The organism is Pseudomonas sp. CBZ-4 (assembly GCF_000346755.1).
In the GTDB taxonomy this organism is placed as follows: Bacteria; Pseudomonadota; Gammaproteobacteria; order Pseudomonadales; family Pseudomonadaceae; genus Aquipseudomonas.
Window position 1 is genome coordinate 37079 of sequence record NZ_ANNV01000154.1, and the last position, 15218, is coordinate 52296.

The following is a 15218-nucleotide window of genomic DNA, read 5'->3' on the forward strand; positions in this document are numbered from 1 at the left end:
TGAACGCACAGCGCAGTGGCTGGTCTATGCACCAGTACCCGAATCAGGAGAGTTTCATGTTGCGTTCCATGCTGCGCCTTGCCGCCCCGTCCATCGCTCTCGCGCTGGTATTGCCTGTGGGCGCCCAGGCGGCCTCGCTGCTGGAGGCCCAAATGAACCGCAAGCTGCAAAGCGTCGCAGCTGAAAGCAACAAGGACCTGCCCCGGGAAATCGACGAAAAGACCCTGGAAGTGGCCTACACCGTTGAAGGCATGCAACTGATCGATCACCTCAGCGTGCTGCCCGACCGTGCCGAACAGATGCGCGCCAACCCCAAGGCGGTGTATTTCCAGCTCGGCCAGAGCGTGTGCCTGAACAAGGGTTACCGCGAGTTGATGGCCAAGGGCGCTGTGATGCGTTATGAGATTACCGAGAACAAGACCAACCGTCCTGTCGCGTCGGTGAAGTTCGTCGAAGCCGATTGCCCGGCCCCGGTGGCGAAGAAGAAAAAGTAACGGCATGACCTTCGCGCACCGCCGTCCGGTGGTGCGCACTCCCCCGCTTCAAGTCCTTTCGGGCAGCTAGACTCTCTCTCGCGCAACCAATAAGTGGTTGCCAGCCAAGGGTTTTCCGGCTCATGATCAAGCCATCCCTACCCTTCAATCACAGCATTTCCCCTGCTGTTCTGTAACATTTTCAGGGCAAAAGAAGGTTGCCCCCAGCGGCAAGCAGCGACACATGCAGTGTCGTCGCCTCCGGCGAATGGCTCGTCGGCCACCCGGGCCCTGCAAGAAGGAGAAGTTGAATGCCTTACGAACCGAATGACCGCCTGCTCCGCCATTTTGAAGAGAACGGAGCCGACCTCACGCAGCAGGTCGAAGCGCAACTCCAGCTGATTGCGCCCAACAGCCCGAATATTCCCCTTTATCGCGACATGATCCTCACCGTACTGCGCATGGCCCAGGACAACGGCGACCGCTGGAACGCGAAAATCACCTTGCAAGCCATCCGCGAACTGGACAACGCCTTCCGCGTGCTGGAACAGTTCAAGGGGCGGCGCAAAGTCACGGTGTTTGGCTCGGCACGCACGCCCGTCGAAAGCCCTTTGTATGCCTTGGCCCGTGAAGTCGGGGCAATGCTCGCGAAATCGGACCTGATGGTGATCACCGGTGGCGGCGGTGGCATCATGGCTGCTGCCCATGAAGGCGCGGGCCTGGAGCATAGCCTGGGCTTCAACATCACCCTGCCGTTTGAACAGCATGCCAACCCGACTATCGACGGCACCGACAACCTGCTGTCGTTTCACTTCTTCTTCACCCGCAAGCTGTTCTTCGTCAAGGAAGCCGACGCCCTGGTGTTGTGCCCGGGCGGTTTCGGCACCCTGGATGAAGCCTTGGAAGTGCTGACACTGATCCAGACCGGCAAAAGCCCGTTGGTGCCCGTCGTGTTGCTGGACGCTCCCGGTGGCAGCTTCTGGCAAGGCGCGCTGGACTTTATCCGCAGCCAACTGGAAGCCAACCGCTATATCCTGCCCACTGACCTCAAGCTGGTACGCCTGGTGTACAGCGCAGAGGAAGCGGTGGCGGAGATCAATCAGTTCTATGCCAACTTCCACTCTACGCGCTGGTTGAAACGCGAATTCGTGATGCGCATGCATCATCCTCTGAGCGATCGAGCACTGGCCCATTTGCAGAGCGAATTTGCCAGCTTGCGGTTGAGCGGGGAGTTCCAGCAACTCGCTTACACGGGCGAGGAACATGATGAGCCGAGGTTCAGCCATCTGACGCGGTTGGTGTTCAACTTTAATGGTCGCGACCAGGGTCGCTTGCGGGAGCTGGTGGATTTCATCAACTTGCCGGAGAACTGGGCGCAGGCTCAGGGCAAGGTGCAGCAGCGAGTGGCGCCGGAGCCGGCGTGATTTTTTGAGCAAAAAAAAAGGCCCACTATTTTCATAGTGGGCCTTTTTGCAAGATAACAACTCAGTCGTCCATGTCTCGACCGCTGAGTAGGCGGCTGATCATTTCCATCGAGAACCCGCGATAACTCAGGAAGCGGCCTTGTTTCGCACGTTCCCTGGCATCGATAGGCAGATGACCAGAAAACTTGCGCCGCCAGGTCTCTTCCAACTGCGACTGCCAGCTGATTCCGCACTCACGCAGGGCAAGGTCGATATCAGCACGTTGCAGGCCCCGCTGGCTCAACTCTTCACGAATCCGCGCCGGGCCGTAGCCAGAGCGGGCTCGATAAGACACAAAACTTTCGAGGTAACGGGCTTCCGACAGCAGCCCTTCTTCCGTCAAACGGTCGAGAGCGGTGTCGATCATCTCGGGCTCCGCGCCGCGCTGACGCAGCTTACGCGTCAGCTCGACTCGACCATGCTCGCGGCGAGCGAGCAGGTCCATTGCAGTGCGCCGAACGGCGACGAGTGTATCCAGTACAACTGTCATCGTTTGCTTCAGATATCAGTGTCGGCTTCTTCGACTTCTGCAACCGGTTCGCGGTTGGCGGCAGCCTTCACATCTGGCGCTGCAGTCAGCAGTTTGTCGCGGATCTGCTTCTCAAGCGTGGCGGCGATGTCCGGGTTTTCCGCAAGGAACTTGGCCGAGTTGGCCTTGCCCTGGCCGATCTTGCTGCCGTTGTAGGCATACCAGGCGCCGGACTTCTCAACAAAACCGTGCAGTACGCCCAGGTCGATCATCTCGCCGTTCAGGTAGATACCCTTGCCGTAGAGAATCTGGAACTCAGCCTGACGGAAAGGCGGGGCCACTTTGTTCTTCACGACTTTGACGCGGGTTTCGCTACCGACAACCTCGTCACCTTCTTTCACCGCGCCAGTACGGCGGATGTCCAGACGGACCGAAGCGTAGAACTTCAGTGCATTACCACCGGTGGTGGTTTCCGGGCTGCCGAACATCACGCCGATCTTCATACGGATCTGGTTGATAAAGATCACCAGGCAGTTGGCGTTCTTGATGTTACCGGTGATTTTACGCAGCGCCTGGGACATCAGACGGGCTTGCAGGCCCACGTGCATGTCACCCATCTCGCCTTCGATTTCAGCCTTGGGTACCAAAGCGGCCACGGAGTCGACCACGATCACGTCGATGGCGTTGGAACGCACCAGCATGTCGGTGATTTCCAGGGCTTGCTCACCGGTATCCGGTTGGGAAACCAGCAGGTCGTCAACGTTGACACCCAGCTTGCCGGCGTATTCAGGGTCGAGGGCGTGCTCGGCATCGACGAACGCGCAGGTGGCGCCCATTTTCTGTGCCTGGGCAATCACCGACAGGGTCAGGGTGGTTTTACCGGAAGATTCAGGACCGTAGATTTCAACGATACGGCCTTTTGGCAACCCGCCAATGCCGAGCGCGATGTCCAGACCCAGAGAGCCAGTGGAAATAGCTGGGATCGCCTGACGGTCGTGATCGCCCATACGCATTACGGCACCCTTGCCGAATTGACGTTCGATCTGACCCAGGGCCGCAGCCAAGGCTTTCTTCTTGTTGTCGTCCATTAAAGTCCTCACGTAATCAATAAGGCCGGAACGGCCAACACCTGTATAAGTAGACAGTATTGTTCCACAAAGATCGGGGATCGCCTACCCCTGATTTTCTATTTCTGCTGCAGCTCGTCGCAACAAGCCCTCTAGCGCGGCCTTTACCGTTTGTCGGCGGACCTCATCGCGGTTGCCGGTGAAGTGCTCAAGCTCGGCGGTGACGTCATCGCCGACACCAAAGGCGAGCCACACCGTGCCCACCGGCTTGTCCGGCGAACCGCCATCCGGCCCCGCGACACCGCTGACCGCCACGCCAAAGCGCGCCAGGCTTTTTTCCTGGGCGCCGCGGACCATCGCTTCCACCACTTCCTGGCTGACGGCGCCCACTTTGGGAAACAACGTTTCCGGCACATTCAGTTGCCGGGTCTTCTGCCGATTGGAATAAGTGACATAGCCCGCCTCGAACCAGGCCGAACTCCCCGGAATCCGCGTGATCGCTTCGGCAATACCGCCGCCGGTGCAGGATTCGGCGGTGGTGACGTGGGCATTGAGCACCTGCAAACGGCGACCCAGTTCAGCAGCCAGTTGAGTGATTTCCTTCACGGTCGTCTCCAGTCTTGGGCGGGGGTTCGCCTACCCTACAGGAGCCAATCGCGCGTGCAAGTGACGGACTGTCTCAAGAGACCACGCGCCTAAGAAACCCACAGCACCGTCTTCGCCCGCGTCCACAGCCGCAAGCGATCCTCCAGCCCGTTGAGCCCGCCATTGATACGCCGCGTAATCGTGGTGAACTGATCCTTGTCGGCCAGCTCATTCAGGCCATTGCTCTGCCAGAACCAGGCAGCCGAGGCGACGGCCCATTGCGGCTGCTCCAGCAACGCAGGTTCCCACAACAAACGATCATCGCCGAACAGTGCCTGGCTGCACGCCAGATAGTTGCGCCGGCCGGTGATCTGGATCAGGCCACGGCCACGGTACCGCTGGCCATCACCGTCCTGTTCTGGCGTATTGCCCAGGCGCGCGGCCAATAGCCCCGTGTCGTACTTGCCCAGGTACTGCTCGCTCCCGAGTTCACGTACGTAACGCAACTCGCCAGACTCATGGCCGATTTGGGCGATAAACGCAGCGACGCGTCGGGCACTGTCGAGCCCATACCGGGCAAACGCAGCATTGAACCCAGGCAAAAAAACACCCGCGCCAAGGCGGGCTCCCGGCAGGATTTGAATCAGTTGCGCCAGTGTGATCTGCATCAATCGCTCCCTGAAAAGTGACTATTCCGACAAACCACCGGCGGTGATCGAACTGCGATACCCCGCCACCGGGTCGCTCGAATTCACCACCTGGGTAATCGACCACCGCCCCTGCATGTAACCCGGCCAGCTCTCATCGAGCCGCAACAGCCCTTCGGCGGCCAGTAACGGATTGCCCGGGCAATCAATCACCAACTCCAACCCCTCGCGCCCGGCCCGGCGCAGCTCGGCTTCAGCGACGGCACGGGCTTCCGCCGCGTTTTGACAGCGCTGGCGCACGGCCTTGAACGGCGCAATGCCCACTTCAACCACATGCTGCTTGCCCCCCGCCGCATCCCACCAGGTGACACGGCTGCCCTGGTATTTCGCGCGGGTCTTGTCGTTGAGCGTGGCGGTGATAAAGGCTGGATCACCGGGGCGATTGTCCTGGGTCACGGACAATTTCACCTCCGGCAATTGTTGCAGGGTCAATGTCCGGGTTTTGCCGGCTTCGGCGAGTACATACAGTTCGTTGAACGGCTTGGTGATCGCGCAATAGCGCTTGGCCAGCCGGGTAATGAATGCCATGTCGCTTTCATTGGACTGATCGATATGCGGCACCGGAACGCTTTCCAGCGACGGCGCCACACGCGGCGAAAACCCATGCCGGCTGACCAGCTGGCGAAACAGCGCGCCCAGCGTGATGGGCCCGTAGCTGGCCGATCGACGCTGGCGATAGCCGCTCGCGTCCTTTTCGCTGAAAGGCGCCGCTGTCGCGACAATCAGCAAGCGCATGGGAAACAGCACGGGGGTGCGCTGGCTGATCAGAAACTGGCCTTTTTCCACCAACCCCGTCTCTTTGTAACCCACGCGCAAGCCAATCTTGCCGCTCATGCTCGGCAGGCCTTCCAGCCCCTCGATATTGAGGGTCAATTCCAGCCGGTCGGACTGGATGCCAGCCCCATCGGTATGGCTCCAGCGCATGATGCGTTGGTTGAGCAACGCCGCATTGGCGCCGTAAAACTCCACGATAGGTGTAAATCCCTGTGTCATGCCGCCTCCTTAATCCCACGCCAGAACGGGGCGCAACGCCGCCGGCCGCGCTTGTATTTCCGGCACGATCACCCACACACCCGCCGGCAGCACCGGGCCGTACTCGGCAAGCGTGGGGTTCAGGCGCCACAGGGTTTCTTCGGCCGCATCATCGCAACGCCCCAGCTCGCGGTAGAGCAGCAGGTTGACCGAGTCACCGGCGATACTTCGCACTCTACGCATTGACGAATTCCTCCAGTTCGAGGGTCCAGGTCATCAGCATCGCCGTACCGTCATCGATCACGTTGCTCTGGGTCTCCTTAACCGAATTGATACGCCACAGGCCCCAGTTGCGGCCGATGCCATCCACCAGCGGCAACGGTGTGCGCAAGCCTTGCAAGGCACGCAGCTCATCCAGGCGCTGCATACCAATGCCGTACATGGCCTTGCCATTGAACGTGAGTTTTTCCAGCTTCTGGCCGCTCTGCCGCGACTGCGGCTTGCTGGCAATAATCGCCAGGTCGCTCCAGCCACCGTCGCTGTTGCGGATCAGCGAGGCATAGGCAAAACCTCGGGACAAACCAAAAATGAAATCGCCCAAAACCATCTGTTGTCGCATCAATCACCTCCTGGGTCGGCGAGAGCCGCATTGCGGCGAACCCCCAGCACGTCCGTGACCATCGGCATGCATTGAAATTGCAGGGCGTGGATCACCTGGCTGACCACCTGTTGGGCATCGGCAGGGTTCACACCGGTGATCTGGATACTTGGCGCGATGGACACCTGCACGTTATCCGCGCGGGTACTGTTGAGCTCTTTGCTCACGGCATCGGGCGCCGGCAGGCGATCACTGGGGCCGAACAGTTTCTCGCCCAGCCAGCCGCCCGCTTCGCTGCCCAGCAAACCACCGATGGCGCCGCCGACAGCCGTACCGATCCCGGGAAAGACCAGGGTCCCGATGGCTGCCCCCGCAGAGGCGCCCGCCCACGCGCCACCCGCCGTGCTCAGGCCGGAGCCGATGGCGTTGGCGTCGCCGTTGCGTACGCCCTGGATCACATCCACGGCAGCTGCGGCGGTTCTCAATGGCCCAAGCCGGCGAATGCCGACGGATTGCAGTGTGCCGACAGCATCGGCCAAGGCGCCTGCGCTTAGGTTGGGTGCGCTAGTGGCAACGCTAGCCCCGGCAAAGGACTGAAAACGTTGCGAGTTCGGCCCCGGCTGAAAGCTGTTTGACAAGCCCCCCACGGCCTGGCGATTTCGCTTGGACGGACTGCGCCTCCCTGCGCTGCGCCCAGCGTTTTTTTTGCGCTCTTTGAATTGATTGACGGCCGCGTCCATGACCAGATCAACCGCTTTTTCTATGAACTTGTCTTTGATCGTGTCCAACAAGCCTGCACCGGCAGCCTCAGGCTGGTCCTTCGGCGCGCTCGCGGCCACATCGGCAGCCTTGGGCAGCAGCGCATCGCCGTTGATGAACAGCGTGCTGTTGAGCGTCTCCAACGTCTCGCGCAGCCGCACGTTTTCCTGGGCCAAGGCGTTGATGTCCACACTGAGCGTGACCAGCGCAGAGCGCAGTTCCACCTGCGGCTGCGCGACCCCATCCAGGCTTACGGGGGCCGCCGCACTGGCGGAAAACGGCGCCAGCACATTGCCAAGGTCGGCGTCGCCGATCATCCAGCGCAAGTCCTCCTGGGCGAGCCTCATCCCATATTTCGTGTCTTGCATCCCGCTCTACTCCTGTTTGACGCCAAGGCGAGTGATCGCGATGTCGTAGCGGCGCATGGCTTTGGCGGCGTCCCATTCCAGGATCTCCGCTTCATTGACCGAGTAAACCAGCGGCACCACATCGAGGATTACGTCAATGTCCCGTTGCGAAAGAAGGCCGCCGGTTGATTTAAAAAATCGTCAATGCGCTCCTGCAACCCCGTCCAGTCGGGCACGGTCAGGCCGGCGAGATCGGGGATCATCAGCCCGGTGCAATGGGCGGTAATGAATTCGGCGCGGTCCTTGGCGGTGGCGAGTTTTTTCATCACCTTGGTCGCGCGCAGGGCGGGCATTTCCAGGTCGAGTGCGGTATGGGTGCGACCGGCGGCATCCACCGGCAGCAGCAGTTGGACCGGTTGTTCGTGGCTCGATGGCGCCGGCTCGCCGAGGAAGAACGACGCAGGACGGGTCGACATCTCATGCACGAATTGGGCGATGGTCACGTAGTCCGGGCGCTTGAGTTGGTCGAGCTCTTTTTCCGACAAGCCGGTGGCGAGTTTCGCCAGTTCGAAGAACTGATCGTCCTCATCATCACCGGCCCGGGCCAGCGCGTCTTTTTGCGCGGCGTAGTACAGCGGTTTGAGTTGAACCTGCTCGATCGTCGCGCCAGTGTCGGCGGTGATCGGCGAGAGCAGGCGGTGCAGCGGTGGCATCCAGGCCATGGGGCAATTCCTTGGGTAACGTTGTAAAAAAGGGCGAGCGCCGGTCCCTGTGGGAGCTGGCTTGCCTGCGATGCAGGCGACTCGGTCATTCAGCTAGACCGAGGTGATGCTATCGCGGGCAAGCCCGGCTCCCACAGGGAACTCGATCGGCCTTAAGGCATCAGCACGGCGCGGCGTGCATCGCCGAGGATATCGACGCCGTTGAGCACGAACTTCTGGGTGCGTACGTCGATGTCGATCACCGGGATGCCGTTTTCCAGGCGGTTGTAGGTGCGGCAGGACAACTCCAGGGTGGTGGTGGCCTTGTCGCCCATTTTCAGCTTGGCTTCCGCCAGGGATTTGAGCTTGCCGCCGACCGTGTGGTAGGTGAAATAGGTCTTGCCGTCCTGGTCCTGGCCGGCTTCGCGCACGTTCAGCAGGATGTCGTCACCCAGGCGCACACCCAGGGCCAGCATGATTTCCGGGCCGGCGCCTTGCAGCATCAATGTGGCATTGAGCACCTTGCCGCTCTTGGCCATTTCCTCGGCGATAAAACGCCCGCCGGACATGGGCTCCATCTCGAACTCGATCGTCGGCGGGGTGAATTCCTCCACCGTCGCGGACAACGGCAGGCCTTGAAGGGTGGCCGCAATGGCCTGTCTGACTCGGTTGGTAAACATTAGAGAACGTCCTCCAGGAACTGCTCGATGATTTCATCGCGGGCGTTGAGTTGATAAATCATGTGTTCGTTCGGCGCGTAGCGGCCGTAGTCGATGACGATGAACCAGGTGCCGTTCTTGTACTTCTCGACACTGTTCAATTCCGGGTGCAGGTACACGCTGCCGCCGGGGATGGTTTCGTCGGCGACCAGGGTTTGCAGCCAGTCGTTGATGCGCTTGACCTCCTGGTCCATGAAGGACTTGGTGAGGTTCTTCGCCATGGCTTTCTGGCCGGCCTTGACCAGCTTGCGGCTGATGGCATCTTCCAGGCCGACATAGCTGATGAACTTGCCGGTGATGGAACGGTTACCCAGCAGCGAGAAACCGCCGAGGATGGTGCGGGCGTAGTAGCTGACGCCGTAGCGGTTGAGCAGGTCGCCTTCGGTGGAGGTGTCGAGGATGTTGTACTCGACCACGCGGGAAACATCCTCAGCGAACGTCACCTGATTGCCCGGGCTTTCCCACTGCTTGACCTTGGCCAATGCGGCGATAGCCAGGGACGACGGCGCCAGGAACACATTCTTCTTCGCCGCCTTGGAGTACACCGACGGCATGTTGTGCACCAGCAGGCAACGGTCGAAGCCAAGGTCGGCACCGCCCAGTTCGCCGCTGTAGGTCACTTGGCCGGCGACCGCCACGTCCTTGCCATCCAGCACCACACGGGCCTTGATGCGCTTGCCGAAGGCGGCGAACTCACCGGCCACCGCCTTGACGCCGGTGAAGCCCGGGGCGCCGATGATGGTCAGGTCTTCCGGCACGCTGGCCAGTGCCGCCAGGCCCAGCTTGCGCCCGGTGACCGGCTCGTCGCCGCCGATCACGTTATTCTGGGTATCGGCCGCCGTTGCGCCCTCCTCCACGATCACCACGTAGACCGGCACCTTCACCACCTTGAGGATCTGGTACACCGCATGAAACAACGTGCCAGACTCGCTGCCGGTAGGATCCAGCAACGCCTGGGCGGTGAAACTGTTGATACGAAACGGCGAATTTTTCGGGATCGACGCGTGGGCCTTTGGCGCAGTGCCAACCAGGCCGATCACGTTATCGCCCAGGCCACCCATGGCCTCGGGGGATTCGGTCGCGTTGACGGTGATGCCGTTGTGCTCGAAGTTCAAAACCTCAGCCATGATTAGTCAGCCTTCTCGGTGGTGGCCTTTGGGGCCGGGGTGGCGTTGAGGACGCTGGTCAGTTCCAGACGGCCAGCGGTGCGCAAGGCGGTTGCTTCGACGTCCAGCAGGTCGAGTTCCTCGCCGACGACAGACCAGTGGCCGGCGTGGGTGGGGAATGGGATGAGGACGGTGTAGGTTTGGCGGGTGGGCATATGCACTCCATGCACAAAAAAGCCGCTCGAGGCGGCGGGGTTCTGGATCAGGAAAGAAAACGCCCCGTCAGTGCGGGGCGTTTATTCGGTTTGGCTGGCGAGCCACGACGGTGCAACAGGCCGATGTTCACTGTTCGGAAAGTCGGGCGACTGAGGCCAGTCACGCAACGCCTGCATATAAACCAGCAGCTCTTTGAACTGCCCCTCGGAGAGCGTTGGAGCAACTTCAATTTCAAGCTGATCGCGATGGCGTTCCCGCAGCCACTTCACTGACGACAATTCATAACCGCGCCAGGCTCGTTCCCGAGCGACAACATCTTCAGGGGTTGGAGAAACACCAGGATCCGAAATTGCGAAACCCCGTTCGCCAAGATCCGCATACTCCTTCTCCGACATTTCAATCACATCGGCCGGCATGTTTTTGCCATGCAGCGACAACGAGTAAAGCCCGTGGGTGGACGGTGAATAAAACATGAAACCTCCTCAATAACCGATTGCAATGACCAGCGGAAAGACAAGCCCTTGGTTCGCGGTACCGAACCACTGAGGAAATAGTTTGACGGTCTCTTTGTTCCAGCTACTTACCTGGAACATCTGGTCAGAAAATACCGTGTCATTACCCATGGTCGAGACAGAAGAGATCAGACATGCATTGGGAAATGCGAGAGGAAAACTGACCGCGGGATATGCGACTGATTCAAGACCGCTGACGGGCCCTTTAAACCACTGGATAACCAACCCGCCCAGCCAAGAAGGAAATGCGATATGCCCAGGCATGCCGAGTGAAATGGAAAACCCGGCGCGCAGTTTTTTGGGGGTTACAACGACTGCATCGTCCACCCCGGCATTCACTTGTGCCTGAGTTGCAACTTTCACAGTGCCTTGATTGATTTCCGTCGCCTGAACCGCCAAAGGCGCCAACGCCGAAACATTAATAGTTCCCTGATTGATCGGCGCGCTCCAGGCCTTGATACACCACATCACCGCCAGGTTGCGCGGACGGGTTTCATTACCGCCGGTGTACCCGACGTCCTGAAGGAAATCAAAAACGGAACCGCCGAGAGCCTTAACGCCAGCGACGCCAACCGCAGAACTGATGCCAGTTTGATTGGGCGGCGTATGGGTGTGGTTCTTGAACGCATCCGCCTGGAAACTGGCAATTGCACGCCCAGCATCCACGCCCCGCCCATGATCCCAACCCCGAAAAAACTCCCCTCGCGACTCCGGCAACCGGGTGAACCCAGCTGCATCACCCGCAACGTTGAATTTCTTCGCCAGATACGCAGCCAAGTCTGGATAAACAGAATCCTTGAACAGGCTGTTATCCACCTCCAGATACCCCGACGGCACGATTCCAAGCGGAAACGGTACCATCGCCCCGACCGGCAACGCTGAAGCCTTAGCGATCAACGCCTCAATCTCCGCCTTGGTATACGACCCCTTCGCCAACTGCTGCGCCAGGTAATCGACCACCCACGCCCGAGTCGCCTTCACCACCGTGTCATCAATCAACAACGTCACATTGGCGGCATTGGTCGTCTCGAAAATCGAGCGAATGTAAAACTCTTTGCCCGCCCCCGACGTCGTCAACACCGGTTTATACGACTCCGGGTATTTGACGATGGCATACAAGATCCCGCTGTCCGTCCACAGCCCGGCTTCCCGCACATACCAGCCGCCGACATTTGACGGGATGGTGACCTCAGCCATCAGCCAGTTGGCGTTTTTTTCATCTTGAAACAGCGCGTTCAACGGCCCGCGCCAGACTTCGCGTTTCAGCGCTTTTGCGCTGGCATCAGGGTTATAGACAGCGCCGTTGCCGTCGCCGACGGAGATCTGCGCCAGTTTGATCGGCACGCCAGCAGCCTTGCAGGCGGTTTCGTAGGCGATCCCCGCGTTGGTGAGCAGGGTGTAATAGTCAGCCATTTAGTGCTCCTGTGGATAAAGGGTGGTGGTTTCGACGGTGTAGAGCCCGGCCGCCAGACAGGCGCGGCCCGTGGCCTCAACGCCGGCCAGCACGTTTGGATAGATCGTGGTGAGTTCGCCGCACAGCGTGGCACCGCCGATGCTGTGGCGACCCGAAGCGCTCAAACCGATAGAGACCGAGAAGATGTCGCGCTCACTTTTGGCATCGGCCAAGCGTCGATCGAGTCGCAGGTCAGTGGCTTCGCTGTAGGGCAATTCGGTCCAGACTCGGACGGCAAAGCTGTAGGGCACACCTCGCGGTTTCTGCTCGTACCAGGCACGCACTTCGGGGCGTAGTCGCAGGCCTTTGACGGCGTTTTCCAGGGCTTGGCGAGTGCCGGCCTGGCGAGCGGTGGGCCAGGCGAGTTTGACGGTCAGGCGCTTTTCCGCCTCGGGGGCGGTGGTGCTCCATTCGTTCACCGCACGGTCCGCTGCCAAGTAGGGCAAAAACGCCGCCGGTGTACGATCCGGGTCCATCAGTTGGGGAAACGGCGGCGTGACCCGTTCCAGCAAGTAGCCGAAGCCCAGGTCCAAGGCCTTTTCCAGTGGTGAACTGTTGGCGGGCAACAGGCTCGTCTTGGGCTCACTCATAGCGTGCGCACCTCCACCTCGACACCCGTGCAGTACGGGGCCTGGAACGCCGAACTGATGATCGGCGCCAGCGGTTCAAGGATCTGCAGTTGCGCAGCGCCGGCGCTGTGGATGGCGTAGTCGATCCAGCTAGGATCGACCCGACCTTCCAGGCGATGACAGGAATCGGCGTAGGTTTGCAGCAGCTGTTGCGCGGCAACCTGGGTCAACCCCGAATCGGGGCCCGCGTTGATCTTGGCGACCACACGGATCTTGTAGCGTTGGATCTGCGCGCCCTGGACCGTAACCAGATCGGTTTCCGGCCGTACATCGGGCCGTGCGAAATGTCGCCGCACGCCGTCAAGCAAATCGGCGGAGGCGCTGCCATCGCCGTCCCGGGAGAGCACGGTGACCATCACCTCGCCAGGCGCGGTACGCCGACCGTTGCCATCCTTGATCCGCGCGGCATAGCCGTCTGGCTTGAAGGTGTAGCTGACCGTCACCACGCCCGGCGCGGCGCTTTGTACCTTGACCGCTGGCCGTTCGCCCAACGTAAACACTTCGCGGCGATATTGCATGCGCGAGCCCGCCGCTGGGGCGTGGGGAGCCAGGTAATAGCGCAGGCGAGCGTCATCGTCGCTTTCCAGCGTCGGCGGCACAGGCGGGAAAGCCGCCGGGTCACCGGGGTCGAGCACCTGGCGCTCCAGGCCCATGTCCGCGAGGCGCGCATCCAGGTTGCTGCCGGTGGCCCACCACGCCAGCATCTGCTTGATGCGCGCATTGTATTGGCGTTCGTGGGTTTGCAGGCGTACGCAAAACGCTTCCAGGGCCAGGGTCAGCAGCTCGCTTTCATTGTCGAGGCTGAGTTGGAGCTTGGCCGCGCTCTGCGGCGCGCGGGTGGCCACATAGTCGACGACGAACGCCTTGAATTCAGCCAGCAACGGCTCGAACGCATCGACCGCGATAATCGCCGGTTCCGCCAGTTGGTTCTGGCCAGGGATCAGCATGCTCATGTGACGACCTCGAAGGATTGTTGGCGGTTTTTCCAGGTGCCGGCAAAACGCAGTAACAAGCCGGCGCCCTGGCGGGTCGCGACGATGACCTGGGGTTGAAAGTCGGTGATGCCGTTCTGCGCGTTGTAGAACGCGTCGGCGGCGTGGCTCTGGGCGAGGATCAACAGGTCGTCGCCGAGGTTCTGGCCGAGCAATTGCGGGATCTTCGAGCCGTACAACGGGCGCTTCTGGCGAGTGCCCACGGGGGTGGTCAGCGCTCGGGTGGCACGCTGGACGAATTGCAGCCAGTCGTCGACCGCTGCCCCGCTGTTCCTATCGATTCCGATCATGGAAAATCCTTATGCGCTGCTGATCACGCGGCCGTGGTGGTCCACCACCGGGCCGCTCAAATGCACGCCGGCGGCATCCAGCAGCAAGCCGCTGGCGCCGAGTTGCAGGGTGATGCTGTCTTGGGTCAGCGTCAGCGTGGCGGCGCCGACAGTCACGTTCAGCTGTTCACGGGAACCGCTGACGGTGGTCGGCCCGTTGCTCCAATTGAACGTATGGCTGGCATCGTCATAGTCGCTTTGGGTGCCGTCCTGATACCGACGCCGGGTCAGCGAGGCCACGCCGGACACCGGCGGAAACAGGCTACTGTTGAGGCCGAACAAGGCCACGGATTGTGCTCCGCCTTCGCCACCGCCGTAGTTGAGCAACAGGCACTGCTCACCCACCGAGGGAATGCGGGTTTCAGTCTGCGAACCGGCGCTGGGGTTGAAAAAACGGATGGCCGGGCTGAACAAATCGCCATGACTGACCTTGCAGGTGTTGCTGGCGGCGTCGACCTCCTGGCACACGCCAATCCGGCAGAAGCTTTCCGCACGTCGGTAGAGGTCTTCGAGCTGGGCTTCCATGTCCACCAGGCGCTCGACAATCGGCCCGAGTTGCATGCGCAGCAATGCGTCGAACATGGACTACTCCTGAAGTGGACGATATTGATCCGGGTCGTTGATGTCGGAGACTTCCCAGGTGCGGGCAAATAACGGTTTGCCGGTGGGATCTTCGAGGAGGCGCGGGCCGAGGTAGAGGGTTTGGCTGAAGGACACGGTCCAGGTGTCGTAGTCCGTTTCCGTGCCGGTTGGCACGGAAGGGGCCGCGACGATAGCGACCGGTAAATCGCACTGATCCGGCGGCAGGCCCCAGCGGTTGTCGAGGGCCAGGTCCATCAGCTGGCTGGCCAGGTCGCAGGCATCAAACGCTGCGGCCCCGCTGGCGACAGTGACCTTGAGTGAAACCGCCAGCACATGCGCCTTGCGCCCCTCAAGGGAGCGCACGCCAGGGCCATTGCGCTCCATGCTGATCAGCACGCCGGTCATGTCGCCGGCGGCGCTGAAGTCCTGGTGATTACCTACACGCAATTGTGGGAAAGCGCTCTTCAGCGCGTCCTCAATCGCCATGGGCAGTTGGGAGGTTTTTTCGATAGAGGTCATCTTGTTGCGTCCTTGCAGCG

The 15218-nt window shown here is 60.8% G+C and carries 21 protein-coding genes; 2 read left to right on the forward strand and 19 right to left on the reverse strand.

Features of this window, described 5'->3' with window-relative positions; all coding sequences use genetic code 11:
* Window positions 1–56: 56 nt before the first annotated feature.
* Window positions 57–494: a PA3611 family quorum-sensing-regulated virulence factor gene (locus tag B348_RS0122270; protein ID WP_017738249.1), complete on the forward strand. Its 438-nt coding sequence runs from the start codon at window positions 57–59 to the stop codon at window positions 492–494.
* Window positions 495–784: 290 nt separating this feature from the next.
* Complete coding sequence (locus B348_RS0122275) at window positions 785–1897, forward strand: TIGR00730 family Rossman fold protein (RefSeq protein ID WP_017738250.1); 1113 nt, start codon at window positions 785–787, stop codon at window positions 1895–1897.
* A 61-nt stretch (window positions 1898–1958) separates the two neighbouring features.
* On the opposite strand, the gene recX is transcribed toward B348_RS0122275, so the two are convergent.
* The 19 genes from recX to B348_RS0122375 all read right to left on the reverse strand — a co-directional run bounded on the left by recX (window position 1959) and on the right by B348_RS0122375 (window position 15198).
* Window positions 1959–2426, reverse strand: coding sequence for a recombination regulator RecX (gene recX, locus B348_RS0122280; RefSeq protein ID WP_026136987.1), 468 nt, complete (start codon window positions 2424–2426; stop codon window positions 1959–1961).
* An 8-nt stretch (window positions 2427–2434) separates the two neighbouring features.
* Window positions 2435–3493: a recombinase RecA gene (gene recA / locus B348_RS0122285; RefSeq protein ID WP_017738252.1), complete on the reverse strand. Its 1059-nt coding sequence runs from the start codon at window positions 3491–3493 to the stop codon at window positions 2435–2437.
* Window positions 3494–3577: 84 nt separating this feature from the next.
* Window positions 3578–4078, reverse strand: a complete 501-nt coding sequence (locus B348_RS0122290) for a CinA family protein (protein WP_017738253.1) — start codon at window positions 4076–4078, stop codon at window positions 3578–3580.
* 89 nt (window positions 4079–4167) lie between these two features.
* A complete protein-coding gene (locus B348_RS0122295) occupies window positions 4168–4725 on the reverse strand; it encodes a glycoside hydrolase family 19 protein (RefSeq protein WP_017738254.1) in 558 nt (185 codons plus the stop codon).
* A 21-nt stretch (window positions 4726–4746) separates the two neighbouring features.
* The gene (locus B348_RS0122300) at window positions 4747–5757 is read right to left on the reverse strand and encodes a contractile injection system protein, VgrG/Pvc8 family (protein ID WP_017738255.1); all 1011 of its coding nucleotides are present in this window, start codon (window positions 5755–5757) and stop codon (window positions 4747–4749) included.
* Window positions 5758–5766: 9 nt separating this feature from the next.
* Window positions 5767–5979 (reverse strand): tail protein X, encoded by a 213-nt coding sequence (locus B348_RS0122305; RefSeq protein WP_017738256.1) that lies wholly within the window; start codon window positions 5977–5979, stop codon window positions 5767–5769.
* Complete coding sequence (locus tag B348_RS0122310) at window positions 5972–6355, reverse strand: phage tail protein (protein WP_017738257.1); 384 nt, start codon at window positions 6353–6355, stop codon at window positions 5972–5974. The genes B348_RS0122305 and B348_RS0122310 overlap by 8 nt, the downstream gene beginning before the upstream one ends.
* Complete coding sequence (locus tag B348_RS0122315) at window positions 6355–7461, reverse strand: hypothetical protein (RefSeq protein WP_017738258.1); 1107 nt, start codon at window positions 7459–7461, stop codon at window positions 6355–6357. The genes B348_RS0122310 and B348_RS0122315 overlap by 1 nt, the downstream gene beginning before the upstream one ends.
* 128 nt (window positions 7462–7589) lie before the next feature.
* On the reverse strand, window positions 7590–8162 hold the full coding sequence (locus B348_RS0122325; protein ID WP_017738260.1) for a phage tail assembly protein: 573 nt from the start codon (window positions 8160–8162) through the stop codon (window positions 7590–7592).
* A 152-nt stretch (window positions 8163–8314) separates the two neighbouring features.
* Window positions 8315–8821 (reverse strand): phage major tail tube protein, encoded by a 507-nt coding sequence (locus B348_RS0122330; RefSeq protein ID WP_017738261.1) that lies wholly within the window; start codon window positions 8819–8821, stop codon window positions 8315–8317.
* The gene (locus B348_RS0122335; RefSeq protein ID WP_017738262.1) at window positions 8821–9987 is read right to left on the reverse strand and encodes a tail protein; all 1167 of its coding nucleotides are present in this window, start codon (window positions 9985–9987) and stop codon (window positions 8821–8823) included. Before B348_RS0122335 ends, B348_RS0122330 begins: the two co-directional genes overlap by 1 nt.
* A 2-nt stretch (window positions 9988–9989) precedes the next feature.
* Window positions 9990–10181, reverse strand: coding sequence for a hypothetical protein (locus B348_RS0122340; protein ID WP_017738263.1), 192 nt, complete (start codon window positions 10179–10181; stop codon window positions 9990–9992).
* Window positions 10182–10262: 81 nt separating this feature from the next.
* A complete protein-coding gene (locus B348_RS1000000131205) occupies window positions 10263–10655 on the reverse strand; it encodes a phage tail assembly chaperone (RefSeq protein ID WP_026136988.1) in 393 nt (130 codons plus the stop codon).
* A 9-nt stretch (window positions 10656–10664) separates the two neighbouring features.
* Entirely contained in the window at window positions 10665–12107 is a 1443-nt protein-coding gene (locus B348_RS1000000130535) for a phage tail protein (RefSeq protein WP_017738266.1), read from the reverse strand.
* On the reverse strand, window positions 12108–12737 hold the full coding sequence (locus B348_RS0122355) for a phage tail protein I (protein WP_017738267.1): 630 nt from the start codon (window positions 12735–12737) through the stop codon (window positions 12108–12110). It lies immediately after the preceding gene.
* A complete protein-coding gene (locus tag B348_RS0122360) occupies window positions 12734–13729 on the reverse strand; it encodes a baseplate J/gp47 family protein (RefSeq protein WP_017738268.1) in 996 nt (331 codons plus the stop codon). The genes B348_RS0122355 and B348_RS0122360 overlap by 4 nt, the downstream gene beginning before the upstream one ends.
* The gene (locus B348_RS0122365) at window positions 13726–14058 is read right to left on the reverse strand and encodes a phage baseplate protein (RefSeq protein WP_017738269.1); all 333 of its coding nucleotides are present in this window, start codon (window positions 14056–14058) and stop codon (window positions 13726–13728) included. The genes B348_RS0122360 and B348_RS0122365 overlap by 4 nt, the downstream gene beginning before the upstream one ends.
* A gap of 9 nt (window positions 14059–14067) precedes the next feature.
* Window positions 14068–14679, reverse strand: coding sequence for a phage baseplate assembly protein V (locus B348_RS0122370; protein WP_017738270.1), 612 nt, complete (start codon window positions 14677–14679; stop codon window positions 14068–14070).
* A 3-nt stretch (window positions 14680–14682) separates the two neighbouring features.
* The gene (locus B348_RS0122375; RefSeq protein WP_017738271.1) at window positions 14683–15198 is read right to left on the reverse strand and encodes a hypothetical protein; all 516 of its coding nucleotides are present in this window, start codon (window positions 15196–15198) and stop codon (window positions 14683–14685) included.
* Window positions 15199–15218 lie beyond the last annotated feature (20 nt).

What these genes read in the sequence shown, in the direction of transcription:
- B348_RS0122270 (WP_017738249.1), top strand. Translation starts at nt 57, where the DNA reads ATGTTGCGTTCCATGCTGCGCCTTGCCGCCCCGTCCATCGCTCTCGCG.
- B348_RS0122275 (WP_017738250.1), top strand. Translation starts at nt 785, where the DNA reads ATGCCTTACGAACCGAATGACCGCCTGCTCCGCCATTTTGAAGAGAAC.
- recX (WP_026136987.1), bottom strand. Translation starts at nt 2,426, where the DNA reads ATGACAGTTGTACTGGATACACTCGTCGCCGTTCGGCGCACTGCAATG.
- recA (WP_017738252.1), bottom strand. Translation starts at nt 3,493, where the DNA reads ATGGACGACAACAAGAAGAAAGCCTTGGCTGCGGCCCTGGGTCAGATC.
- B348_RS0122295 (WP_017738254.1), bottom strand. Translation starts at nt 4,725, where the DNA reads ATGCAGATCACACTGGCGCAACTGATTCAAATCCTGCCGGGAGCCCGC.
- B348_RS0122300 (WP_017738255.1), bottom strand. Translation starts at nt 5,757, where the DNA reads ATGACACAGGGATTTACACCTATCGTGGAGTTTTACGGCGCCAATGCG.
- B348_RS0122305 (WP_017738256.1), bottom strand. Translation starts at nt 5,979, where the DNA reads ATGCGTAGAGTGCGAAGTATCGCCGGTGACTCGGTCAACCTGCTGCTC.
- B348_RS0122310 (WP_017738257.1), bottom strand. Translation starts at nt 6,355, where the DNA reads ATGCGACAACAGATGGTTTTGGGCGATTTCATTTTTGGTTTGTCCCGA.
- B348_RS0122315 (WP_017738258.1), bottom strand. Translation starts at nt 7,461, where the DNA reads ATGCAAGACACGAAATATGGGATGAGGCTCGCCCAGGAGGACTTGCGC.
- B348_RS0122325 (WP_017738260.1), bottom strand. Translation starts at nt 8,162, where the DNA reads ATGGCCTGGATGCCACCGCTGCACCGCCTGCTCTCGCCGATCACCGCC.
- B348_RS0122330 (WP_017738261.1), bottom strand. Translation starts at nt 8,821, where the DNA reads ATGTTTACCAACCGAGTCAGACAGGCCATTGCGGCCACCCTTCAAGGC.
- B348_RS0122335 (WP_017738262.1), bottom strand. Translation starts at nt 9,987, where the DNA reads ATGGCTGAGGTTTTGAACTTCGAGCACAACGGCATCACCGTCAACGCG.
- B348_RS0122340 (WP_017738263.1), bottom strand. Translation starts at nt 10,181, where the DNA reads ATGCCCACCCGCCAAACCTACACCGTCCTCATCCCATTCCCCACCCAC.
- B348_RS1000000131205 (WP_026136988.1), bottom strand. Translation starts at nt 10,655, where the DNA reads ATGTTTTATTCACCGTCCACCCACGGGCTTTACTCGTTGTCGCTGCAT.
- B348_RS1000000130535 (WP_017738266.1), bottom strand. Translation starts at nt 12,107, where the DNA reads ATGGCTGACTATTACACCCTGCTCACCAACGCGGGGATCGCCTACGAA.
- B348_RS0122355 (WP_017738267.1), bottom strand. Translation starts at nt 12,737, where the DNA reads ATGAGTGAGCCCAAGACGAGCCTGTTGCCCGCCAACAGTTCACCACTG.
- B348_RS0122360 (WP_017738268.1), bottom strand. Translation starts at nt 13,729, where the DNA reads ATGAGCATGCTGATCCCTGGCCAGAACCAACTGGCGGAACCGGCGATT.
- B348_RS0122365 (WP_017738269.1), bottom strand. Translation starts at nt 14,058, where the DNA reads ATGATCGGAATCGATAGGAACAGCGGGGCAGCGGTCGACGACTGGCTG.
- B348_RS0122370 (WP_017738270.1), bottom strand. Translation starts at nt 14,679, where the DNA reads ATGTTCGACGCATTGCTGCGCATGCAACTCGGGCCGATTGTCGAGCGC.
- B348_RS0122375 (WP_017738271.1), bottom strand. Translation starts at nt 15,198, where the DNA reads ATGACCTCTATCGAAAAAACCTCCCAACTGCCCATGGCGATTGAGGAC.